Here is a 24020-nt window from a genome sequence, read left to right on the forward strand (position 1 = left end):
CTTTAATCTTGCAATTATATCCAATATAAAAAGCTATCTTTGCAGAAAAAAGAAATCAGGACTTGTGTTCGATGGGTCGATGTATCAAAACGGAACTGAAAAGATGAAAGTAAATCCTCAAACATTTGCAGAGGTTCGTACACCTATATATATATTAGAAGAGCAGAAACTGCGCAGCAACCTGACGCTCATCAGTCGTGTGGCCGCTGCTGCCGACGTGGAGATAATACTTGCCTTCAAGGCCTATGCGCTGTGGAAGACGTTTCCCATTTTCAAAGAATACATCCATGCAACAACTGCCAGCTCACTCTTCGAGGCGCGCCTTGGTTTTGAGGAGTTCGGTGAGCCTACGCACACATTCTCTCCGGCTTATACTGAAAATGAGATAGAAGCCATTGCCCGCTGTTCGAGCCATCTGAGTTTCAACTCCTTTTCGCAGTTTTCGAGATTCAAGGATACAGCCCGGAAGGCCAACCCCACGGTGAGTTTGGGATTAAGGGTTAATCCTGAATATTCGGAAGTTGGAACAGATTTGTATAATCCTTGTGCCCCCGGAACCCGCTTTGGTGTTACAGCTGACAGGCTGCCGGCCCGGCTTCCGCGAGAGATAGAGGGGTTCCATTGTCATTGCCATTGCGAAAGCGGAGCCGATGTGTTTGAACGCACGCTGGCACACATAGAATCTCGTTTCGCCGGATGGTTCTCGCAGCTGAAGTGGATAAACTTTGGTGGCGGGCATCTGATGACACGTAAGGATTATGACGTTGATCTCCTGGTGAGGCTTCTGAATGGTTTTCATGCCCGTTATCCCCATCTTCATGTTATTCTGGAGCCTGGCAGCGCTTTTGGATGGCAGACCGGTCCGCTCGTTGCACAGGTAGTAGACGTAGTAGAAGATCACGATATCCGTACCGCAATATTGAATGTGAGCTTTACCTGCCACATGCCCGACTGTCTGGAAATGCCCTATATGCCGACAGTTCGGGGGGCAGAGATAACAGCCGACGGTGCTCCTGGCAGCTATCGGCTCGGCGGCAACAGCTGCTTGAGCGGTGATTTTATGGGTTCGTGGAAGTTTGACCACGAACTGGAGATAGGAGAGAACATCATCTTTGAGGACATGCTGCATTACACTACCGTTAAAACCAATATGTTCAATGGCATAAGTCTTCCTGCTATTGGCTTGCTGCACGAAGATGGAAATCTTGAAGTATTGAAGCAATTCACCTACGAAGATTACAAAAACAGAATGGATTAACAGAAAAAGAGGAATTTTAGAAAAAAAACAGACCTAAAAATTTGCAAAGTCAGAAAAAAGCGTTACCTTTGCACCGCATTTAGAGAAATGTTCCTAACACTTAGGATAGTGCGGCAATAGCTCAGTTGGTAGAGCGCGACCTTGCCAAGGTCGAGGTCGCGGGTCCGAGTCCCGTTTGCCGCTCAACATTCTGAATAAAGACAAAAGAGAGGTATTTCTCCTTGTTTTGCCCAGGTGGCGGAATTGGTAGACGCGCACGTTTCAGGTGCGTGTGTTTAACGACGTGCAGGTTCGAGTCCTGTTCTGGGCACCATTTATTCAGAATGTTATTTTTGTTGGAGAGGTGGCGGAATTGGTAGACGCGCTACTTTGAGGGGGTAGTGAAAATTGTTTCGTGGGAGTTCGAGTCTCCTCCTCTTCACACAAAATGTTTTTGCGGCAATAGCTCAGTTGGTAGAGCGCGACCTTGCCAAGGTCGAGGTCGCGGGTCCGAGTCCCGTTTGCCGCTCATTTTTAGGAGAAACATAACACCATCAATGAATTTATATTTAAGATATTTTGATAAGGAGACATTGGTTTCCAATGCCGATGAAGCCATAGATTTTCTGCATAGTATTCAAGAAATAGACCTGACTCCAGACTTGGAAGCAGATATCCGTGACTATGTGGACAGTGATGTGTTCTATCCCAAAAGATACAAGATAAGACCGCGTGTCTATTTTATTATCATTAAGACAACGGCTCCTACAATGCTTGACTTCAAACAGAAGAAGGCTCTTCATCCTGCCGCACCGGCAGCAATACAAGACCGCCGCGACCTGGCTGCAACTGCCATGACGAAACTTACTGAACTCCGTCCGGGCTGGTACGAAGGCTCGCTTGATTTCAAGCGTGTATTGATGATACCTGCAACCGGAAAGCATGAATACAGAGACACTCACTTTGAGGTGAGATGCAAGGCTGAGTCAGGTCAGGATTGTTACAACCGGATGGTTGAACATCTCCGTGAGCGCGTTGACAGCAGAAGTCAGTTTCCCTCGGCTAAAGGCAAGAATTTCCGTTTCCGTTATCTGGGAATGTGGAAATAGCCTTTTATTTGGATGACAAATACCACTTTCTAAATAGTTTTTCCCATGAATAAGGTAATGTTAATAGGAAATGTGGGCAAGGAACCCGATGTAAGGTACTATGAGGCAGACCAGGCTGTAGCCCAAGTGAGTTTCGCTACAACAGAAAGAGGATATACACTGCAGAATGGTACGAAAGTGCCGGAACACACGGATTGGCATAATCTCGTTTTTTATAAGAAGATGGCCAAAATCGTTGAGCAGTATGTTCATAAAGGCGATAAGCTGTACGTAGAAGGGCGTATTCGCTATCGCAGCTACGATGATCAACGCGGCGTACGGCGTTATGTGACAGAGATATTGGTCGAAAACATGGAGATGCTCACTCCTCGTTCTGCAACGACGGACGGTAGCAGTGCCGTTGCAGATAAGGCATCGCAGCCTCAAAACGAGGCAGAGGATAAATCGTTGCCGTTCTAACATATAGCGATTATAGTTTGGATTTTATCAACTTACAACAAATAGGCTCACTCGTAACATTTCAGCCCATAACTCCGGGTGTGGTAATAGCAGCTTTGTTAGCTGCTGTTCTTCTTTTATTGTCAGGCTTCGCAAGCGGATCGGAAATCGCTTTCTTTAGTTTATCACCTCAGGATATTGAAGCCTTGAACCCTGAAAAGAATCCACGCGATAAAAGTATACAAATGTTGCGCGAAGATTTGGAACGTACTCTGGCCACCATTCTTATTACCAACAATTTTGTGAATGTGACCATCATCATGCTCTGCAATTACATTTTCAGTTCGTTGGTGAAGTTTCGGGCCCAGTGGGCAGAGTTTCTCTGCATTACTGTTTTCCTGACATTCCTGCTGCTGCTGTTTGGAGAAATCATGCCAAAGGTGTACAGCAGGCAAAATCCATTGAAGTTTTGTCGTAAGGCGGTGAATGGAATACTCTTCCTGCGTAAGTTTTTTTGGCCGTTGGAAACCATTCTGATAAGGAGTGGCATGCTGGCAGAAAAGGTTGTGCAGAAAGAGAATAGGCAGCTTAGTGTGGATGACCTGGAGCAGGCCTTGGAACTTACGGATAAGGAAGAAATCAAGGACGAGCAAAGCATGTTGCAGGGAATCATCCGCTTTGGCGATGAAACGGCCAAGGAAGTAATGACTACCCGCCAGGATATTGTTGACATTGATATCCGAAGCAGCTTTGCTGACGTACTGAAATGTATAGTCGAAAACAATTACAGCCGCATTCCCGTGTATCAGGATAACGGTGACAACATCAGGGGCGTACTGTACATCAAGGACCTGTTACCGCATTTGTCAAAGCCTGCGAGTTTCCGTTGGCAGAGTTTGATACGTCCTCCCTACTTTGTTCCCGAGACCAAGAAGATAGATGATTTGCTCCGGGAGTTCCAGGATAACAAAGTCCACATGGCTATCGTAGTTGATGAGTTTGGCGGAACGAGCGGACTGATTACGTTGGAGGATATTCTCGAAGAAATCGTTGGTGAGATTAACGACGAATACGACGAGGAAGAAAAAACGTACTCAAAAATCAGCTACAACACCTATATATTCGAAGGCAAAACGCTGTTAGTGGACTTCTGCAAGATACTGCATGTTGACGATGACGAATTTGCCGAGGTGGAAGGTGAGGCCGACTCGCTGGCGGGCTTGTTGCTGGAGCTGAAAGGCGATTTTCCAAGCGTGCACGAACGGATAGACTACAAGAACTATTCGTTCGAGATAATGGCCATTGAGGAACGTCGGATTAGCAGAGTCAAGGTCATAGTACATGACGAGAAACACGAAACGGAGTAAGCATGTTCTGGCAGAAAACAGAAAACTCGGCTAATGATATTCAACTTGGTATATGGAAGATAGATGAGCGCGTAGAGGATTTCTTCAGTCGGCAGCCTGCTCTTTCTTTCCTGAAACCACGATTAGAGAATATCCATTCGGAGATGCGTAAGCTGGAGATGCTTGCCGTCTATTCGCTTTTGTTCCACATGACCGGTGACACTTCGTTGCGAATAACACACAATGCCGACGACAAACCAGTTGTCCGGGACTGGAACATCAGCGTTAGCCATACCAGAGGCTATGCTGCCCTCATTCTCTCCAAAACCCACCAGGTAGGTATAGACATAGAATATTACAGCAACAGGGTGAGCAGGGTGGTTTCCAAGTTTATTCGGTCTGATGAAGATTCCTCCTCACTTGACATACAGCTGGTTAACTGGTGTGCCAAGGAAACCGTTTATAAGCTCTTTTCAAAGGAAGACTTGCAGTACTTTGAAATGAGATTGCTCCCGTTCCATGTCCATCCGTCCGGCCAGATAATGGTAGAAGATTTGAAACAGAAAAAGAGCCAGCCGGTTGAATATATGATTACTGACGCATTCGTATTGACATTCGCTTATGTATAGAATTTTGTTTTCAATATTGCTGTGTGGCGTTTTGTTGCAGCCTGTGAATGGCCAAACACACATTCAGCTTGTAAGGGAAGGCGGGCAAAAATCCTTTGCCGAGAATGTTCCTGCAGGGAATTATAGTGGGATTACCTATATAGGAAATGATGAATACGCAGTAGTTAGCGACAAGGCACCGGAAGACGGCTTCTTTGTTTTTAAAATAACCATCGACTCCATAACCGGAAATATCAGCCAGATTGTGAACTTAGGCTTCAGAAGCTCACACAAACCAAACCGTGACGAGGAGGGTATCGCTTATCTGGCGGCTCGCCAAACAATCCTGATAAGCGGCGAGGGCGACATGGCAATAAAAGAGTACGGGCTTGATGGAATCCCGACGGGCCGGGAAGCAGCCATCCCCAAGTTGTTTCATAAAGCCTCGGCTAATCTCGGTTTTGAAGCCTTAACGTATTCGAGTGCAACGAAAATGCTATGGACTTGTAATGAAAGCACGCTGCCAGGCGATGGAGAACAGGCCGATGGGGCGCCTCTTGCCAGGAACCGCATTCGTCTGCAGGCGTTTGATGAAAGTCTGCAGCCCGCTAAGCAGTATGCCTACCAGATGGATGAGCCATTGATGAATCAAAGCGCCGGACTGTGTACACATGGCGTACCGGAGTTAGTCGCTTTGGACGACGGCTCCCTGCTGGTGTTGGAAAGGGAGTTCTTTGTGGCAGAATCAAAATTGGGCTCCTTTGTAAACTGCAAGCTCTTCCAAGTCTTTCCGGCTTTGGGTCAAAGCCTTTCTACCGAAAACACCTTGACCGTACATAGCCCCTTCCTTGAAAAGACCCTTGTACACGAATGGCAAACGAGTGTAGGGCTGCTTGATTACGACATTGCCAACTACGAAGGAATGTGCTTAGGTCCGAGACTGCACGATGGTTCTCAGGTGCTGATTCTTGTCGCCGATTCACAGAATCAATATGCCGGCATCTTACAAGATTGGTTTAAGGTGCTAATCCTAAAGTAACTCGAATTCGCTGAATTCGAGTCTTCCGAAAAGTTGATGTTTTCATTCCGCCTTGTTGCAGCTATGCTTCAAGGTGCCAGAAGCTATGCTTCAACATCCTTGACCGATAGCTCCAAGGACGCTGAAGCATAGCTATGTAAATCCCAATGAAATTAGAGCTGGCAATCGCTTGTAATGCAATGGCTTACAGCGAATACTCGGTTGAGGGCGGAAGCATTAGCTGTAAATGTTCTGATAAGTTGTTTTCAAGAGCCCGGTTGAATAGGATTTCCTCATTTCCGTAGTGTAATATTCTTCAAATTACTTGGAAAGAAGAATGCAATCAAAAACACTTGCCAGTTAGAAAAGGCTGTTTCTATACGCTTCATGGGCGCATGGTGTGTAAATAACGAAGTGAACCCCAAAAGTTAGACAAATGACTTTTGGGGTTCACTTCAATTTTTCACACCCTTTAATATCTATCTTCTTCCATCCAAAGATGGTAATTAGGCGCGCCTGCAGGACGGAAGGGTAGGGCTATAATACTGCTTTGGCAGCTTGCGGGAGCCTTAGAATGGCAGGTCGTCGGCACTGCCGGCTGCCTCCGGCTGCTGCGGGAACGGAGCCTGGGCACCGTTGGCGGGCGCTGCACCAATAACACCGGCCTGCTGTACGGGCTGCACTCCGGCTGCCTCAACTGTATTGGGGTCTACCTGCTGTACGGCAAAGGCGCGGATGTTGTTAAACCAGCGGCCGTTATACTCATGGGCATCAATATCGAATGAAACCAAAATCTCCTGATTAAGTTGGATATTGAAGCTCTGGAGTTTGTCAGCACCAAAAACATCGAATACCATCTTATGGGGGTAATTCTCATGTGTTTCAATGACAAACGACTGTGACTTCCATTCGGAACCCGTACGAGCCGAAGTACCGCTTCTTTCCGGTAAAACGGCGATAACTCTTCCTTGTAATTGCATCTTATTTAAAGTTTATTGTTTTGTAGCTTTTTCCCGATGTGTGGGTTTAAACCATTTCGATTGCGAAATTAATAAAATAGTTCTAAAAACAGAAACTTTTCATGTTATTTTTTTGCTTTGCACAATGGTTTTTTGTATTTTTGTACCTAATAAACAAAAAGTAAAAACAACTAAAATTCAAATACTAATGAGATTTACCTTATCCAGTACTGCGCTCAGCAGCCGTTTGCAATCACTCTCACGGGTCATCAACAGTAAGAACTCCCTGCCCATTCTGGACTGTTTCCTGTTCGAAGTCCGCAACAATCAGCTAAGCATCACTGCTTCTGACAGTGAAAACGTGATACAGTCTGCCATCGGACTCGACACATGCGAAGGCGAAGGTGAATTTGCCGTACCCAATCGCACAATTCTGGATGCTGTAAAGGAGCTGCCCGAACAGCCACTTACATTCAATGTGGACATCAACAAGTTTACCGTTGAGGTTGTGTACCAGAACGGTATATACCACTTTACGGCACAGAATGCCGGCGAATATCCTCACACACAGGCAATACCCGACGGCGCTACAGTCATAACCATAGACTCGGGCGTGCTAAGCGACAACATCTCGCGTTCACTTTTTGCAACGGCGCAAAATGAACTTCGTCCGGTTATGAATGGTGTCTACTTCGACCTGACGGCCGACGGTCTGGCCATCGTTGCCAGCGACGGACAAAAGCTGGTTCGCAACCGTAACTTCAATATCAAGAGCGATACGCCTGCATCCTTCATCCTGCCCAAGAAGCCCGCAACCCTGCTGAAGAACGTGCTGGGCAGAGACGGCGGCGATGTTGTCATCAAGTTCGATGACCGCAATGCCGAGGTTCGTTTTGCAGATGGCGTCCTTTCGTGCCGTCTTATCGAAGGCAGGTTCCCTAATTATAATAAGGTGATACCGACAGACAATCCCAACCAGCTCGTAATAGACCGCAAGGTGCTGCTTAGTGCATTGCGCCGCGTGTTGCCGTTTGCCAGTGAGAGCAGCCTGCTGGTGCGCTTCCATCTGGAAATGGGAAATCTGGAAATATCGTCGGAGGACATTGACTTTGCCACAAGTGCCAAGGAAAACATCACCTGCGACTATACCGGGCAGCCTATGAATATTGGTTTTAAGGGCAGTTCGCTGACCGAGATATTGAGTAATCTCGACAGTGAAGAAGTTACCATCAGCCTTGGAGACCCAAGCCGCGCGGGCATCATCGTACCAGTAACCCAGCCGGAGAATTGCGATGTGCTGATGCTCATCATGCCGATGCTGCTCAACGATTAGTAAACTAACAGTTAACAGATAATGGCTTGTGGCTATAGCACGCTGATAACGAGTAGCTTAACCACAGGCCATTAACTATAAACAGAAAGCTCTGAATAATGAAACTCAATCTTAAAAAGCCGCTGATAGTCTTCGACTTGGAGACTACAGGACTTGACCTCGTAAAGGATAAAATCATCCAGATATCTTATATAAAAGTACATCCCGACGGCAAGGAGGAACGCGAAAACATCTTCGTGAACCCCGAACGCCCCATACCGGCCGAGGTGGTTGCGCTGACAGGCATCACGGACGAGCAAGTGGCAACGGCTCCTACTTTCAAGGAGCTTTCTTCGTCTTTGAGCGAAAAATTCAAGGGCTGTGACTTTGCAGGCTACAACAGCAATCACTTCGACGTGCCCATGCTGGCAGAAGAGTTTCTGCGGGCGGGTGTAGACTTTGATTTCAACAAATGCAGGCTGATTGACGCACAGACTATCTACCACAAGATGGAACGTCGAAATCTGGCTGCAGCCTATAAATTCTTTTGTGGCAGGAAGATGGAAGAGGATTTTGAGGCCCACCGCGCAGACCAAGATACCGAGGCTACCTACCGCGTACTGATGGGAGAATTGGACAAGTACAACCCCGAGACAGCCGAAGAACCCGACCGTGCGTTGCCCAATGACATGGATTACTTGGCCGAGTTTTCCAAACTCAACGATAACGTAGACTTTGCAGGCCGTATAGTCTGGAGTCCTATGACAGGCAAGGATGGTGAAGCATTGACCGACGAGAAAGGTAATCCGCGCAAGCAAGAAGTCTTTAATTTCGGTAAATATAAGGGTTGGGCCGTTAAGGATGTACTGCGTAGAGACCCTGGTTACTATAGCTGGATGCTTGCCTCCGACTTTACGAACGACACAAAGCAAGTGCTCACACGCATCAGGCTCAGCGAGTTCAACAATAAATAACGGTTCGATAACAGCCGATTAACAACCGCACTGAAGGATGAAGTTACGCTACAGGTACTTTTATCTACTGGTCATGCTGCTCTGTCTGACTTCGCATAGTCAGGCACAGGAGCTGAATGCCAAGATAAATATCAACCATGCGCAAATTGAAGGAACCGACGAGAGCATCTTCTCAAATCTGCAAGAAACACTGATGCAGTTTGTCAACGACCGACAGTGGACTAACCTGCAGTTCCAGAAAAACGAGCGTATAGCCTGCAGTTTCAACATCACGGTAACCAAGTACGACGCTTCGACCAATACCTTTACGTGTCGTGCCATCGTGCAAGTAAACAGGCCTGTGTACAACGCAGCCTACACAACAACTTTGTACAGCAATACGGACAATGATTTCACTTTTCAGTTCGCACAGTTTGACCAGCTGAACTTCAACGAAGAACAGATTGACAACCAGCTGAGTGCGCTGTTTGCCTACTATGCTTACCTGATTATCGGACTCGATCTCGACTCCTTTGCACCATTCGGCGGCGAGGCCGTACTGCAGCACTGCATGAACATCGTGAACAATGCGCAGGCACTGAACTTTCCGGGGTGGAAGTCTTTTGAAGACGATCGCAACCGTTTTGCTATCATCAACGACTATCTGGACGGAGCCATGCGTCCCTTCCGTCAGCTTCAGTACGATTATTATCGTAACGGACTGGATGAGATGGCAGCTAATGCCGAACGCGGACGGGCCAACGTCACGACAGCACTGGAGAACCTGAAGAAATGCCACCAGGACAAACCCATGAGCATGTTGCCGCAAATATGGACCGATTTCAAGCGCGACGAGTTGGCTTTCATCTATCAGGGTAAGGGCACGCAGAAAGAGAAAGAGGCTGTACACGAAATCCTGTTCAGCATCAACGCAAGCCAAAGTTCTGCATGGGATAAAATCAAAGAATAGTAACCAGAGATATGCTCAAGCAACTATATATCAAAAACTATACGCTCATCAATGAGCTTAACATTCCTTTTAACCCCGGCTTTTCAGTCATAACAGGCGAAACGGGTGCCGGTAAAAGTATTATTCTGGGTGCCATTGGACTGCTGCTGGGCAACCGGGCAGATTCCAAGCAGGTTAAGGCCGGAAAAGACAAATGCACCATCGAGGCCCATTTCAATCTTTCGAACTACAACATGGAGGATTTCTTCCTGGAGAAAGACATCGATTACGATGCCAATGACACCATTCTCCGCCGTGAAATATCTGCCAATGGCAAGAGCCGGGCTTTCATCAACGACACGCCCATGCCTCTTTCTACGATGCGAGAGCTGGGCGAACAACTGGTCGACATTCATAGTCAGCATCAAAATCTCTTGCTTCAAAAGGAGGATTTTCAGTTGAGTGTAGTCGATATTCTGGCACATGACAGTGCCCAGCTCAAGAACTATCAGGCTTCTTACAAGGCTTATCACAAGACTTTACAGGAATTGGGAACGCTCAAAGAGGAAATTGAGAAAAGCCGTGAGAATGAGGAATTCCTGAACTTTCAGGTCAATGAACTTGAGAAAGCCAACCTGCAAGCTGACGAACAAGAGGAGCTGGAGCAAAGTATAGAAACCTTGAGTCATGCGGAAGAAATCAAATCAAGTCTTTTCGAAGCTGACAACCATTTGGGAGCTGATGATGGTGCAGTCCAGAAAATTAAAGCAGCAACAGCCCGCCTGCATGACATTCAGCACGTTTATCCTGATATTGCAGAGTTGGCGAACCGTCTGGCTTCTTCTTACATCGAGCTGAAAGACATTTCTCAGGAAATAAGTTCTAAGTTAGAAAACATTGACTTCGACCCCAAAGAGCTGGATACGCTGAATTTGCGGTTGGACGCTATCTACTCTCTGGAACAGAAGTTTCATGTCAGCACAGAGCAGGAGCTGGTTGAAATCTTGGCAGAATTGAAAACCCAACAGCAGCATCTCAATCATAGCGACGAGCAACTCCAGGCCAAACAACAGGAAGTTGACGAACTTGAACGTACCTGCCGCCAGCAAGCAGAAAAGCTGACAGCACTCCGAAAGAAAGCAGCCGTCACGTTAGAAAAGGAGATGCAGCAGCGTCTTGTTCCCCTTGGCATTCCACATGTAAGGTTCAAAGTTGAACTGGGCACAAAGCCTTTGTCCGATAATGGTATTGACAAGGTTTCCTTTCTGTTCAGTGCCAACACCAGTACGGCCATGCAACCGGTTGCACTTGTTGCGTCGGGTGGTGAGATAGCGCGGGTAATGCTGTCGCTCAAAGCCATGATTAGCGGAACGGTGAAACTTCCAACCATTATTTTCGATGAGATTGATACCGGCGTAAGCGGACGTGTTGCAGAGAAAATGGCGCAGATAATGCAAGAGATGGGCAACCACGAGCGGCAGGTCATCAGCATCACCCATTTGCCCCAGATAGCTGCATTAGGAAGTACGCACTACAAGGTTTCTAAAGCTGAGACTCAAGAAGGAACCGTTAGCCGCATGACTATGCTCACTCCTGCAGAGCGCATTGACGAGATAGCACAGATGCTGAGTGGCAGCGATGTAACCCCGGCGGCCATTGAGAATGCTAAGGAACTATTGAAAACAAAGTAGAAACAATCATCTTATGAAACATAGAAATTCATTCGTTATCAAGTCGTCTGCCCTCATAGCTTTAATGCTCATGCTGTGTACAACGGCATTTGCGCAGATTGAGGATGCGGCCAATTCAGTATTCACACTCACAACATTCAAGGCCGATGGCAGCATTCTGGCCTCCAGTCACGGAGTATTCGTTGGCAATTCCGGCGAGGCTATTGGAATTTGGAAGCCGTTTGTGGGAGCCTCCTCTGCAGTTGTTGTCGACGCTAAAGGCAACAAGATGGATGTAGAATCCGTTATTGGCGCCAACGAACTCTACGATGTCTGCAAGTTCCGTGTCAAAGGGCGTACTGCAGGAGCACGTGTGGCAACGGTTCCATCGCCCAAAGGTTCCAAAGCATGGCTGCTTGGCTATTCTGTCAGAAAGGCTGATATCAGTCAGCGGAATGTGCAGAACACGGAGAAATTCATGGATAAATACACCTATTATATCTTCTCAAGCACCGTTCCGGAGAATGCAGAAGGCTGCCCGTTTGTCAATGCAAAGGGAGAAGTCATAGGTCTGTTACAACACAGCAAGACGGGTTCAGATGTTTACGCAACTGACGCACAGCTGGCAAACAGCTTCAAGGTAGAAAACGGATTGGCCATTAACAGCTCTGTACTAAGGCAAACGTCCATCCGGATAGACTTCCCTCAGTCGCCCGAACAGGCCCAGATCATGCTGATGCTCTCGGCTCAACAGCCAGACTCGATGCTGCATGTGAAATATGTGGATGCCTTTATTTCCCAATTCCCCACAAGCATCGATGGTTATACACAACGCGCACAAAGCCAGCTGAATGCTGACCAATTCAGCAATGTAGCAGCCACAATGGAAACTGCTATCCAAAAAGTTGCCAAAAAGGATGAAGCTCATTCCAACTATTCACGCCTCATTTTCCAAAAAGAGATTTATAAGGCCGACAAGCCGTTTGCTGCCTGGAGCTTAGATAAAGCACTTGATGAAGCCAAGCAGGCTTACTCCATTAATGCGTTACCAACTTACCAACATCAGCAGGCACAAGTTTACTTTGCCAAAGGAGAGTACCAAACGGCCTATGACATGTTCATGGCGCTCACCAAGAGCAATATCCGCAGTGGCGAGTTTTTCTACGAGGCTGTACAATGCAAACAGCAGCTCAAGGCTCCGCAAAACGAATTCATGGCATTGCTCGACAGCGCCATTGCTGCCAGTCCGCAACCCTTAAACGCCGTAGGAGCCCCTTATGTGCTGGCTCGGGGCAACGCATGGCTCAATGCAGGAGAGTTCCGTAAGGCTGTAGACGACTTCAACCAATATGACTCACTGATGCAGGGGCGTCCGCTCAGCAGTGATTTCTACTTCGCCAGAGAACAAGCCGAGCTGAAAATTCACCAGTACCAGCAGGCTGTAAACGATATCAATCGGGCAGTGTACCTTGACTATAAGAATCCTCTTTTGTGGGCCGAAAAAGCTTCTTTGCATCTGCGTTTCAACCAGCTGGACGATGCAGTCAAGAGCGCTGATGCCAGCATCCGGTTAAACCCCAAGAGTACCGATGGCTATGTTATTAAAGGTGTGGCTCTCATCCACCAGAAGAAGAAAACAGAAGGCATTGAAGCGCTGAACAAGGCTAAAGAACTGGGTGACCCAAGAGCTGATGAATATTTGAAAAAATACAGATAAGTTGCCGCTGTGTCTGATTACCGATAGCTAATCTCAATCATTTGCCCATAGGGTTAAAATTAGTTAAGCCAACGAACAACGTCAACCGGACTTCCTGCAGAAATCAACCAAAATGATTACCTTTGCAGTCAGTTTGGTTCCGTAGCTCAGTTGGATTAGAGCAACAGCCTTCTAAGCTGTGGGTCTTGGGTTCGAACCCCAACGGAATCACGAAACAATAAAAAGAGGAACTTTTGAAAAAAGGTTCCTCTTTCTGTTTGTAACAAGATACTTATGCCCTACCATGTTGGTTCTGAGGGATTTCTGCCGAAGTAAAACCCTTGGCAAGATAGCGCAGAAAGGGAACTAAAGATACATGTCGGGGATACTTCGGATTACATGTAACGTTTTTAAAAAGTTATTCTTAGCACACAGTAAAATCATTTCTTTTTGTCCTTTTAGCCTATCAGGGCGAGAGTTCGATATAAGAATCTACGCCAAAATTCTATTTTATTATGGAATGGTACAGTTGCTCTACATTCTCTATTTCTCCAAGATGGTGTCTGTTAATCAGTATCTTCATTGATAATTTTTTCACCTTGTCATTCTGAATGCCATTGCATTTATATCTCTTAATTATGTTTTGTTCTTTATTTGCTCAAGAAGCAATGGGTTACCTTAAAGTTTCAGGAGTCCGTAACCTCCATTGTCAAGTTCTTGAACTAACCAATAGTATTGTTTATAATCAATGAATTGATTAGTGTTTGCAACACTTACACGGCCATCCTTCGTATCGCCATTTTGCAATTATTGAGAATAGAGCGCCTTGACAAAATGCAGTATATTCATATTCATCCATCCCCAAAAGAGATGCAAGGTCTATTGTTTTGCCATTATTGAGCAAACTGTCATATACGCCATTATCAATATCGCCTCTTATATTTTCATAAATATCATTGGCTTCATCCATAGAGATAACGTTTGTGTATAAATCCTTTAATAAATCCATTTGTTTTTATTAGGGTAATATCTCTCAATTTGTGGATTAATTACTGCGGTCATTGATTGCTCATGGTGCCGTTTTTGGTCTTGGCATGGGGTTGTTTGGGGTGCAAATTTGATGTTTCGTGAACTTTCGACACTTGTCGCACGATTATTTCACACCTGTCGCACGATTATGTGACAAGTGTCGAAAGTTCTGTTGAGTGGCAGACAGAGACGAGAAGTTTATCATATCAAGGTCTTCTATAGGGCTTCATGCGGTGTACACAGAGCGGTGTTAGGAGAGGAAACCCAATAAGGCTCCGGCAGCAACAGCACTGCCGATTACGCCTGCTACGTTTGGCCCCATGGCGTGCATGAGCAGGAAATTGTGCCGGTCGTACTCTAACCCAAGGTTGTTGGATATTCTTGCAGCCATAGGTACGGCACTCACGCCGGCATTACCTATCAGTGGATTGAGCTTTTTGTCCTTGGACAGAAAAACGTTCATCAGTTTTACGAACAGCACACCACTTGCCGTAGCGATAATAAAGGCCAAAGCTCCCAGCAAGAATATCTTGATGGTATTGAGCGTCAGGAATTCTGATGCCTGCGTTGAGCAACCAACGGTAAGGCCCAGAAGTATTACCACGATGTCGTTAAGTGCCGAGCCGGCCGTCTTGGCCAACCGGGTTGTCTTGCCGCTCTCCTTGAGTAAGTTGCCAAGAAAGAGCATGCCCAGCAGCGGCAGTCCGGAGGGAACGATAAAGGTTGTAAGAAGTAAGCCGATGATGGGGAAGAGGATTCGCTCCGTTTGGCTCACTTGTCTTGCCGGTTTCATCTTGATAACGCGCTCGCGCTTGGTTGTTAGCATGCGCATGAGGGGCGGCTGAATGACAGGAACCAGCGCCATGTAGGAGTAAGCGCACACGGCAATGGCTCCCATCAGGTTGGGGCTGAGCTTTGAACTTAGGAAGATGGCCGTTGGACCATCAGCTCCGCCGATAATGGCGATGCCGGCCGCCTGGTTGGGTTCAAAGCCTAAAGCCAATGCTACCATGTATGCTCCGAAGATGCCGAACTGGGCGGCAGCACCAATGAGGATGAGTTTAGGGTTGCTGATGAGTGCAGAGAAATCGGTCATGGCACCGATGCCCAGGAACACCAGTGGCGGATACCAGCCCTGGCGCACGCCCTGGTAGAAGATGTTGAGTACGGAGTTGTCTTCGTACAAGCCAATCTCCAAGCCTGCATCGGCCCTAAATGGGATGTTACCCAAGATAATTCCCATGCCGATGGGCACCAGCAGCAGCGGCTCAAAATCTTTTTTGATGGCCAGATAGATAAAGAAGCCGCCCACTACTATCATGATGAGATTTCCTGCACTTGCATTGGCAAAGCCTGTGTAAGTGAGAAAATCGTTGAAATTTGTCGCTATTAAATCCCAGAATCCCATACGCTATCCTATTGTTACCAAGATGTTTCCTTCCATGACAGCCTCACCTTGACTAACGGGTATGGAGGTTATGGTTCCGTCTACTTCTGCCTCAATGTTGTTTTGCATCTTCATGGCTTCAAGCACAACTACCGTATCTCCTTTGGCTACATGTTGTCCTACTTTTACATTTATATTGGTCACCGTGCCTGGCAGCGGTGCCAGTACGGGTGTTCCGCTTGCCGGTACGGTTGCCCTTGCGCCGGTGTCGCGCTTCATGTCAATCATGCCGTCGTTGTTCATATTGTCAACGGGCTTGGCTGTCTGAATAATCACGGTCTTTTTCTTTGGCTTTGCAGGTTGCTTGAGTTCCACCTCAAAATCAATCCCATTTACGCTCACCTTGGCAATATTGCCCTCTACCTCCTTGATGTCTACCTCGTAGTCGAGGCCCTGGACTCTATATTGATACTTAGCCATAATCGTTTATCTGTTTAGGTTGTTCCAATTTGTATGTTTCGGTTTGATAGTAATGATGCCACTCTCCATGTCATGCTGGTCTTCCAGATACTCCTGCAAGGCCAGAGAGATAACAGCGATGTATATTTCCTTGTCTATACCCTTTGTTTTAAGGCCGTCTTTCAGGATTACATTGGTCTTGTGGCCGGTGTCTGCCATCTTCTTGCCTGCTTTGAGGATTGCCATCAGTGACGCATGGCTCTCGGTCGCGGCCTTTAGTCTTTGCTTGTGCTCCATATAGGAACCCAACAGACTGAAGAAAACATAGAGCAGGGCCAGGCAAGAAAACACAATTCCCATTGAGAGCACGGAGATAGCAACCCCGTAAGGATCGCTGTTTTTCCATTTTGTAACCTTGCTTTCCGTTACCTGAATGAAGTTGTCGGTTCCCGGAGTGACGGCTGTCGGAGCCTTGATTACCCACTTGCCGGCTCCGTCGTGTATGCGGGCGTAGGACGTATTGGCTGCCAATGGCGGTACGCTTACTGAATCTATCAGGTCTATACCGTTACCGTCATATAGTGCTATCCATACAGGCTGGCCGGGAAAGGCCTGCGCCGACAGATGCTGTACTCCTTTGGTGGGAGAAGAGTTGAGGAAGAATACAGAGTGCTGACGTGCTTTCAGGTTGGTTAATTCCTCTTCGTCCGGGATAATGTTCATCAGGCCTATACGCTGTACTGGCGTGAGTTTCTCGTCCAGAGCCTTTCTGTTGGTTGTAATGAACATACCTCGGACATTATAGCTTGAATAGGATGTGTTTGCCAGTTCTATCCACGCCCGATGTGCATTGTATTCATCGGTCAGGTTCGCGGTGTTCTGCGTCATGATTTCATTGATGACTATGTTCCGTGCCCCTTGTGCGAGAACTGAGAGAGCGCTCATGAGAACGAAATAAAAAAGTAGTTCCAGCTTCTTCATATTGCTAACGCTAATAGATTAATGCTCCAAAGATAATAAAAAGTTTGATAGCCACCAAAATTTAAACTGCACAAATTGTACGGTGTTGTGTAAAAATAATATATCCGCAAAATACTGGTAACAGCAAGCAATTCGGCTGCTTTGTACCAGTATTTTGCGGATACGAGGGTTACTGACCGTAAGATTTAGCTATGCTCCACAGAAGAACAAAACGATAATCTGGGCCGTAAATATCCTGAGGAACATGCTCAGTGGATAAACCGTAGAGTAGCCTACGGCCGGTGCTTCCTTGGAGCACACGGAGTTGGCGTATGCCAGAGCGGGCGGGTCAGTATAAGTTCCGGCTATCATACCCATAATGGTAAAGTAGTTGAACTTGAACTTAAGCCGTGCCAGTGTTCCTACAATCAGTATCGGAATGATGGTGATAAGGAAGCCGGTGTACACATATTTGAGTCCATCTCCCTGTACAACAGTCTCCCAGAAGCCTGCACCAGCCTTGATGCCCACGCTGGCCAGGAAGAGCGTAAGTCCTATTTCGCGCAGCATCATGTTGGCTGAAGTGGTTGTGTATGTAACAAGGTGCATTCTGTAACCAAACCTTCCAATCAGTATTGCGATAATCAACGGGCCGCCGGCAATACCGAGCTTGAGCGGTACAGGCATGCCCGGAATGGCAAAAGGAAGGCTACCGAACAGGATACCAACAATAATTCCGATGAAGATGGTGGCAATGTTGGGTGCATCCAGTCGCTTGACGGAGTTCCCCATCAGGTCGGCAACTCTGTTCACGTTGTCTTCCGGGCCTACAACCATAATCCTGTCGCCCACGTGGAAATGGTGACTGCGGCCTGCGAAGAGGTCCATTCCCTGGCGAGTGATACGTGTTACGTTAACACCATAAACGCTCGAGAAGTGCATTTTGCCCAGAGTCTTGCCGTTCATGGCCGGGTTCGTAACTACAATTCGCTTGGAGATAAGTAGCTGTTTCTCGTTATCCTCGGGGAAAGGCTCGTCTACCACCGGCCCGATAAATGCCCGGATGGCTTCAGCATCAGTTTCTGCGCAGACTATAAGAACATCATCTCCCATTGCGAAAACAGTGTCCTTGTTAGGTATGCTGATATTACCGTCGTGGAGAATGCGCGAGCATACGATGTCGCGATTTAAGAAGTTAGCCACCTGAAGCAAGGTTTTACCGGCGAGATATTCATTATCCACCTTGAGGTGCATTAAGCGGGGCTTCTCATGAGGGTTCTCAGCTTCGGCCTGTAGGAGCTCTTGATCTTCCTGTTCTAAGTTGATACTGCAAAGGTACTTGATGGCTATGGTGGCGCCGATGATACCCAGCACGCCGAGCGGGTAGGCGCAGGCATAGCCCGAAGCAATCTGGGGCACGTGTCCGTTTGTGATGACCGAAGTCAGTGCCTCATTGGCCGCACCCAGTCCGGGAGTGTTGGTTACGGCTCCGTACAGTGTTCCTACCATCATTGGCAGGTTGTTGGCGTTATCTGTATCGAAGAAGATGTAATAGCAGGCAAACATCACTCCGATGTTCAACAAAATCATTCCGGCTGAAAGCATGTTGAGAGTAATGCCGCCTTTACGGAAACTTTCAAAGAAGCCCGGGCCAACCTGCAAGCCTATCATGAACACAAACAGGATTAAACCGAAATCCTGCATGAACGTGAGAATGTTGACCGGAGCCGTAAAACCGATGTGACCGGCAAGGATACCGGCAAACAGCACGAATGTTACTCCCAATGAGATACCACCTATTTTGACCTTGCCCAGCAGTACGCCTACGGCAATTACGATTGCATAGAGTAGGGCGATGTGAGCCACGGAATCGGTGGTCGTAAAAAGATTAACTAACCAATCCATAAAATGTTACTGACAATTCTTCGTGCAAAATTACGAATAAATCTACGCGAAAAACAACAAATGTATGATAATTTGAGCGTATTCCTATGAATAAACGGCTTTTAGCAGACCTGCAGGTGTGCCAATGGCGTTTTTGTAATCTTTAGTTTACGAAAGCCATTATCACTTCCCGAAGCCTGCTGCCGGAGCTGACAAAGAAAATAGCGAATGATTTTTCATTCGCTATTTTCCATGTTGTCATTGTTCAGAATCAGTCTTCGATGGCTGCTACACCCGGCAGAACCTTACCCTCGATAGCTTCGAGCATGGCACCGCCACCTGTAGATACATACGAAACCTTATCGGCCAAACCGAACTTGTTGACTGCTGCAACAGAGTCGCCGCCGCCTACGAGCGAGAATGCTCCGTTCTCCTGTGTAGCCTCGGCAACGTATTTGGCAATCTCGCCGGTGCCGTGCGCAAAGTTATCAAGCTCGAAAACGCCTACAGGACCGTTCCAAAGTATGGTCTTGGAGTTCAGTATAATCTGCTTCCAGTTAGCCAGGCTCTCTTCCGAAGCGTCCATTCCTTCCCACTCATCAGGTATCTGATTGATGGGGAATACCTTGCGCTCGGTGTCGTTAGAGAAGTCTTTGCCGCAAACGGTAGCTACCGACAGGCTCAGGTTTACACCCTTCTCTTTAGCCGCATTCATTACGTTGATGGCCTCGGGCATCAAATCGTCCTCGTGCAGAGACTTGCCTATCTGGCCGCCCTGTGCCTTGATGAAGGTATAGCCCATGCCGCCGCCGATAATCAGGTTGTCTACTTTATCCAGCAGGTTCTTGATGACGCCTAACTTGGAGCTTACCTTCGAGCCGCCTATGATGGCTGTGAAAGGATGCTGGGCGTTCTTCAGTACGTTGTCGATAGCCTTTACTTCCTTTTCCATCAGGAAGCCCAGCATCTTGGCATCCTTGTCAAAGTAGTCAGCTATAACGGCAGTCGAAGCGTGCTTGCGGTGTGCCGTACCGAATGCGTCGTTTACATAAACATCGGCATAGGAGGCCAGTTTCTTGGCAAACTCTTTCTGGCTGTCCTTCATAGCCTTGCTTGCTTCGTCGTATTCGGGCGTACCCTTCTCAACGTCTACAGGCTTGCCTTCCTCTTCGGGATAGAAGCGGAGGTTCTCCAGCAGCAGAGCTTCGCCCGGCTTGAGGGCTGCTGCCAGCTCATCAGCCTTTGCACAGTCGGGAGCAAACTTTACGTCAACGCCCAGCGCAGCTGAAACATTCTTTACAATCTGTCCGAGTGAGAGCTCCGGCTTTACTTTGCCTTTGGGCTTGCCCATGTGGCTCATCATGATAAGTGCGCCGCCATCGGCCAGTACCTTCTTAAGAGTAGGAAGTGCGCCGCGTATGCGCGTGTCGTCAGTAACATTACCATTAGCGTCCAATGGCACATTGAAGTCTACACGAACGATAGCCTTCTTGCCGGCAAAGTTAAATTGTTCGATTTTCATTTTATATAAATGTTTAAAATTAAAAGTCTCTTTGCATGCAAAGTTAATAAAAAGATTAGAGATTTCATGTGTACATCCGGAGTTTTTACTAATTTAATTCACAACCTTCTGATAATGCCACGTAGAGTTTACATTTTAGCAGATTATTCGTAACTTTGCATGAAACAACGTAAGGAGATGAAAGATTCAGTGATTATAGTAAGTGGCGGCATGGACAGTATTACCATGCTCTACGAGTTCAAGGACTGCATTGCATTAGGCATTTCGTTCGACTATGGGAGCAACCATAATGCCCGCGAAATTCCTTATGCCAAGCTGCATTGCGAGCGTCTGGGTATCAGGCACATCACCATCAACCTGGGATTTATTCATCAGTATTTCAAAAGCTCGCTCCTGGAGGGTTCCGAAGCCGTTCCCGAAGGCAACTACAACGAGGAGAATATGAAATCAACCGTGGTGCCCTTCCGCAACGGCATCATGCTTGCCATTGCCGCCGGAATAGCCGAGAGCAACCAGCTGCGCCGGGTGATGATGGCCAATCACGGAGGCGACCACACCATATATCCCGACTGCAGGCCTGAGTTCGTAAACGCCATGTCGGCAGCTACCAGGACCGGAACCTTCGAGAAGGTTGAAGTCTGGGCTCCTTATACCGACATTTCCAAGGCCGACATAGCCCGTAGAGGCAACGCTCTCGGAATTAACTATGCCGAAACATGGAGCTGCTACAAGGGCGGCGAGAAGCATTGCGGCAAGTGCGGTACCTGCCGGGAACGAAAGGAAGCGCTGCATGATGCCGGAATTGCCGATACAACGGAATACGAGGAGTAGGGTAGAGATGTAGCTTTGAGAGAAGCTGCAAGCCCTGCGAAAACGCAGCTTCATACCAAATACAGCAGTCGGCTGGTGCCTGCAAGACATCTGACTCCGGTTGCGCGTTCTCAAAGCCGGAGTTTTGTTTCTGTCCACTCGGCATTAATCTGATGTCAGTTGACATTCAACAGACGGATTGACAAATAGATGAGGAGTGCTTTCCGATACACTTCAGAGGGCCGAAGATATACCTCCGGGAACTTTCGACAAGTGTCGCACATGAATTCGACAAGTGTCACACGATCGTGCGACACTTGTCGAAAGTTCCCGAGGCATAGCTTCATGACGGCAATCAAAAATAAAAACCATTCCCTTTTGATGTCGGGAATGGTTTTATATCCGTCGCTTCCTGATGTGATATCAGGAGTTTTTTTATTTTCCTGTAACCGGCAAGCCATGCTTAGCCGTTCATGGACAGCAGGAATTCCTCGTTGTCGCGCGTTTTCTCCATGCGGTCGTGAATGGTGTTCATGGCCTCGATAGGTGTCATGTCAGAAATATACTTGCGCAGAATCCACATGCGGTCGAGCGTCGTCTTGTCCTGCAGCAGGTCGTCACGGCGTGTGCTGGAGGCAACCAGGTTAACAGCCGGGAAGATACGCTTGTTAGAAAGCGAGCGATCGAGCTGCAATTCCATGTTACCTGTACCCTTGAACTCCTCAAATATAACTTCGTCCATCTTGGAGCCTGTGTCTATCAAGGCCGTTGCTATGATGGTAAGCGAGCCTCCGCCTTCAATATTGCGGGCTGCGCCAAAGAACCTTTTGGGCTTCTGCAGGGCGTTGGCATCTACACCACCCGTAAGAACCTTGCCGCTGGCAGGGCTTACAGTGTTGTAGGCACGTGCCAGTCGGGTAATGGAATCGAGGAAGATAACCACGTCGTGGCCACATTCTACCATTCGTTTGGCTTTCTCCAACACGATGCCGGCAATCTTTACGTGGCGCTCTGCAGGCTCATCGAACGTGGAAGCCACGACTTCGGCGTTTACGGTACGGGCCATGTCGGTTACTTCTTCCGGGCGTTCGTCGATGAGCAACATCATGAGGTAAGCCTCCGGATGATTGGCGGCTATGGCGTTGGCAATGTCTTTCATCAAGATGGTTTTACCCGTCTTGGGCTGTGCTACTATCAGGGCACGCTGTCCTTTGCCGATAGGTGAGAAGAGGTCGACCACTCTCGTTGAGAGATTAGTGGTTTTCTTCTCGCCGCACAGCGTAAACTTCTGGTCGGGGAAGAGGGGAGTAAGGTGCTCGAAGGGTATCCGGTCCCTGATTTCAGCAGGGTTGCGGCCGTTAATCTTGTCGATACTTGTGAGTGGAAAGTACTTCTCTCCCTCATGCGGCGGACGCACATGGCACTGCACTACGTCGCCGGTCTTGAGGCCGTAGTGCTTAATCTGATTGACCGACACGTAGACATCATCGGGCGATGAGAGGTAGTTGTAATCGCTGGAACGCAGGAATCCATAGCCATCGGGCATGATTTCGATGACGCCATTGGCCGTAATGATGTCGGAAAAATCATATAACTGCGACGATGGAGCTGCCGACTGGGGAACAGGCTGCTGGTAGAACGGAGCGGGAGAGGCCACTGGAGAAGTGGGATTGTCGAACATGTCGTAATTGGGAACGATGCCTTGATCTTCGATGGGCAGGTCGACCGTTACGATAAAATCAGTTCCGTCGCCCGGGTCATCCTCCCATATACCCTCGGCAATAGCCTCATGTTTGTCGTCTGCTGTTTCGTTATGAGCATTGATTTTGGCCTGAAGTTGAGCTATGAGGTTTTCCTTGTCGTCGTCTGCATTGTCGCCTTCGGGGGTGGCAAAGGCCGCTTCTGGTACTGCTTCCGGAATAATATCAACTTCCTTATCTGCTGGTTCTTCGGCATACTTTGGCTCTTCAGCCTGCGTTTCTTCTTCCTCCGGATTGGTCTTCTCTGCCTCAATCTTAGCCAGCAACTCAAGCTCTTTCTTTGTCTTGCGGCCTCTGTGCTTGGGCAGGGCGGCCAGTTGTTCCTCTGGTGAGGATGCTTTTGAGGCGGCAGCCTGCTGCTCGGACTCGTCCTTGAAAAGTGCAGGCTGTTCGGCAGAGACCTTGTTTTTCTTCAAGTCAAAGTTCTCTCCTTCCTTGCCATTCACCGTATAAACGCGGTCGGTTTCTTTCTTCATGATGCGGGTTCTTCTTTTTCGGTTTGTCCCCAAGGGGTTCTTGTTGCCTTCATCCTCAGCCTGCTTGTCCAGAATAGTGTAGGTAAGCTGCTCTGTATCGGAGTCTTTTTCAAATTTGGCACCAAGTTTTGTAGCAATATCTTCGAGTTCGGAGATATCTTTAGATAATAGTTCTTCTTTGCTATACATATATTGTATAATGAATGTTTTGATTGAAAGCGCTGTTTCCAGAGCAGAAACAACGGATACGTATTAAATCGGACGCAAAGTTAGTAAAATTAGTTGAGATAGTTGCTCTTCACCAACAGAAATATGAGACGGTTAACATTCATTAAAAGTAAAGGGCTGACTCTTTGTAAGAATCAGCCCTTAAGCTATGTTGTAAAATTGAGAACGGAAGCCGGTTGCCGGTAAGCAGTCCAGTCTGACATCTCAATT

At 47.6% G+C, this 24020-nt stretch carries 20 protein-coding genes and 5 tRNA genes; 17 read left to right on the forward strand and 8 right to left on the reverse strand.

Annotated elements, in window-relative coordinates; genetic code table 11:
• Positions 1 to 103: 103 nt before the first annotated feature.
• The 10 genes from nspC (at position 104) to BMW31_RS07510 (ending at position 5777) form a co-directional block, all read left to right on the forward strand.
• A complete protein-coding gene (gene nspC, locus BMW31_RS07465) occupies positions 104 to 1258 on the forward strand; it encodes a carboxynorspermidine decarboxylase (RefSeq protein ID WP_091823565.1) in 1155 nt (384 codons plus the stop codon).
• 110 nt (positions 1259 to 1368) lie between these two features.
• Positions 1369 to 1441, forward strand: a tRNA-Gly gene (locus BMW31_RS07470).
• Positions 1442 to 1486: 45 nt separating this feature from the next.
• Positions 1487 to 1571 (forward strand) — tRNA-Leu (locus tag BMW31_RS07475).
• A gap of 24 nt (positions 1572 to 1595) precedes the next feature.
• A tRNA-Leu gene (locus BMW31_RS07480) sits at positions 1596 to 1679 on the forward strand.
• 14 nt (positions 1680 to 1693) lie between these two features.
• Positions 1694 to 1766 (forward strand) — tRNA-Gly (locus BMW31_RS07485).
• Between the two features lie 28 nt (positions 1767 to 1794).
• Positions 1795 to 2346: a hypothetical protein gene (locus BMW31_RS07490; RefSeq protein ID WP_091823434.1), complete on the forward strand. Its 552-nt coding sequence runs from the start codon at positions 1795 to 1797 to the stop codon at positions 2344 to 2346.
• Between the two features lie 45 nt (positions 2347 to 2391).
• The gene (locus BMW31_RS07495) at positions 2392 to 2805 is read left to right on the forward strand and encodes a single-stranded DNA-binding protein (RefSeq protein ID WP_091823436.1); all 414 of its coding nucleotides are present in this window, start codon (positions 2392 to 2394) and stop codon (positions 2803 to 2805) included.
• A gap of 80 nt (positions 2806 to 2885) precedes the next feature.
• Positions 2886 to 4151 carry a gliding motility-associated protein GldE gene (gene gldE / locus BMW31_RS07500; RefSeq protein WP_410524434.1) on the forward strand — a complete coding sequence of 422 codons (1266 nt, stop codon included), beginning with the start codon at positions 2886 to 2888 and terminating at the stop codon, positions 4149 to 4151.
• Positions 4152 to 4153: 2 nt separating this feature from the next.
• On the forward strand, positions 4154 to 4759 hold the full coding sequence (locus BMW31_RS07505; protein ID WP_091823442.1) for a 4'-phosphopantetheinyl transferase family protein: 606 nt from the start codon (positions 4154 to 4156) through the stop codon (positions 4757 to 4759).
• Entirely contained in the window at positions 4752 to 5777 is a 1026-nt protein-coding gene (locus BMW31_RS07510; protein ID WP_091823445.1) for an esterase-like activity of phytase family protein, read from the forward strand. Before BMW31_RS07505 ends, BMW31_RS07510 begins: the two co-directional genes overlap by 8 nt.
• A gap of 548 nt (positions 5778 to 6325) precedes the next feature.
• Here BMW31_RS07510 and BMW31_RS07515 read toward each other — a convergent pair.
• On the reverse strand, positions 6326 to 6736 hold the full coding sequence (locus tag BMW31_RS07515; protein WP_091823448.1) for a DUF3127 domain-containing protein: 411 nt from the start codon (positions 6734 to 6736) through the stop codon (positions 6326 to 6328).
• 187 nt (positions 6737 to 6923) lie between these two features.
• Between BMW31_RS07515 and dnaN the strand changes: the two genes are divergently transcribed.
• From dnaN to BMW31_RS07545, 6 genes are all read left to right on the forward strand, one after another.
• The gene (gene dnaN, locus BMW31_RS07520) at positions 6924 to 8048 is read left to right on the forward strand and encodes a DNA polymerase III subunit beta (RefSeq protein ID WP_091823451.1); all 1125 of its coding nucleotides are present in this window, start codon (positions 6924 to 6926) and stop codon (positions 8046 to 8048) included.
• A 98-nt stretch (positions 8049 to 8146) separates the two neighbouring features.
• On the forward strand, positions 8147 to 9001 hold the full coding sequence (locus BMW31_RS07525; RefSeq protein WP_091823454.1) for a 3'-5' exonuclease: 855 nt from the start codon (positions 8147 to 8149) through the stop codon (positions 8999 to 9001).
• A gap of 73 nt (positions 9002 to 9074) precedes the next feature.
• Positions 9075 to 9950, forward strand: coding sequence for a type IX secretion system protein PorD (locus BMW31_RS07530; RefSeq protein ID WP_410524435.1), 876 nt, complete (start codon positions 9075 to 9077; stop codon positions 9948 to 9950).
• A gap of 11 nt (positions 9951 to 9961) precedes the next feature.
• On the forward strand, positions 9962 to 11620 hold the full coding sequence (gene recN, locus BMW31_RS07535; RefSeq protein WP_091823460.1) for a DNA repair protein RecN: 1659 nt from the start codon (positions 9962 to 9964) through the stop codon (positions 11618 to 11620).
• A 13-nt stretch (positions 11621 to 11633) separates the two neighbouring features.
• On the forward strand, positions 11634 to 13316 hold the full coding sequence (locus tag BMW31_RS07540; RefSeq protein WP_143049172.1) for a tetratricopeptide repeat protein: 1683 nt from the start codon (positions 11634 to 11636) through the stop codon (positions 13314 to 13316).
• A gap of 135 nt (positions 13317 to 13451) precedes the next feature.
• Positions 13452 to 13526 (forward strand) — tRNA-Arg (locus tag BMW31_RS07545).
• A 526-nt stretch (positions 13527 to 14052) separates the two neighbouring features.
• Here the strand turns inward: BMW31_RS07545 and BMW31_RS13290 are convergent.
• The 6 genes from BMW31_RS13290 to BMW31_RS07575 form a co-directional block, all read right to left on the reverse strand.
• The gene (locus BMW31_RS13290; protein ID WP_094149000.1) at positions 14053 to 14304 is read right to left on the reverse strand and encodes a hypothetical protein; all 252 of its coding nucleotides are present in this window, start codon (positions 14302 to 14304) and stop codon (positions 14053 to 14055) included.
• A 270-nt stretch (positions 14305 to 14574) separates the two neighbouring features.
• Positions 14575 to 15732 (reverse strand): sodium ion-translocating decarboxylase subunit beta, encoded by a 1158-nt coding sequence (locus tag BMW31_RS07555; protein ID WP_091823466.1) that lies wholly within the window; start codon positions 15730 to 15732, stop codon positions 14575 to 14577.
• A gap of 3 nt (positions 15733 to 15735) precedes the next feature.
• Positions 15736 to 16191 (reverse strand): acyl-CoA carboxylase biotin carboxyl carrier protein subunit, encoded by a 456-nt coding sequence (locus BMW31_RS07560; RefSeq protein ID WP_091823469.1) that lies wholly within the window; start codon positions 16189 to 16191, stop codon positions 15736 to 15738.
• Between the two features lie 6 nt (positions 16192 to 16197).
• Positions 16198 to 17151 carry an OadG family transporter subunit gene (locus BMW31_RS07565; protein WP_091823472.1) on the reverse strand — a complete coding sequence of 318 codons (954 nt, stop codon included), beginning with the start codon at positions 17149 to 17151 and terminating at the stop codon, positions 16198 to 16200.
• 189 nt (positions 17152 to 17340) lie between these two features.
• Positions 17341 to 19035 (reverse strand): putative transporter, encoded by a 1695-nt coding sequence (locus tag BMW31_RS07570; protein ID WP_091823475.1) that lies wholly within the window; start codon positions 19033 to 19035, stop codon positions 17341 to 17343.
• A gap of 250 nt (positions 19036 to 19285) precedes the next feature.
• Entirely contained in the window at positions 19286 to 20536 is a 1251-nt protein-coding gene (locus BMW31_RS07575) for a phosphoglycerate kinase (RefSeq protein ID WP_091823478.1), read from the reverse strand.
• Between the two features lie 177 nt (positions 20537 to 20713).
• Between BMW31_RS07575 and queC the strand changes: the two genes are divergently transcribed.
• Positions 20714 to 21367 carry a 7-cyano-7-deazaguanine synthase QueC gene (queC, locus tag BMW31_RS07580; RefSeq protein ID WP_091823480.1) on the forward strand — a complete coding sequence of 218 codons (654 nt, stop codon included), beginning with the start codon at positions 20714 to 20716 and terminating at the stop codon, positions 21365 to 21367.
• A 442-nt stretch (positions 21368 to 21809) separates the two neighbouring features.
• Here queC and rho read toward each other — a convergent pair whose 3' ends face one another.
• The gene (rho, locus tag BMW31_RS07590) at positions 21810 to 23771 is read right to left on the reverse strand and encodes a transcription termination factor Rho (protein WP_091823488.1); all 1962 of its coding nucleotides are present in this window, start codon (positions 23769 to 23771) and stop codon (positions 21810 to 21812) included.
• Positions 23772 to 24020 lie beyond the last annotated feature (249 nt).

It is taken from the genome of Prevotella sp. kh1p2, from assembly GCF_900111525.1.
GTDB lineage: Bacteria > Bacteroidota > Bacteroidia > Bacteroidales > Bacteroidaceae > Prevotella.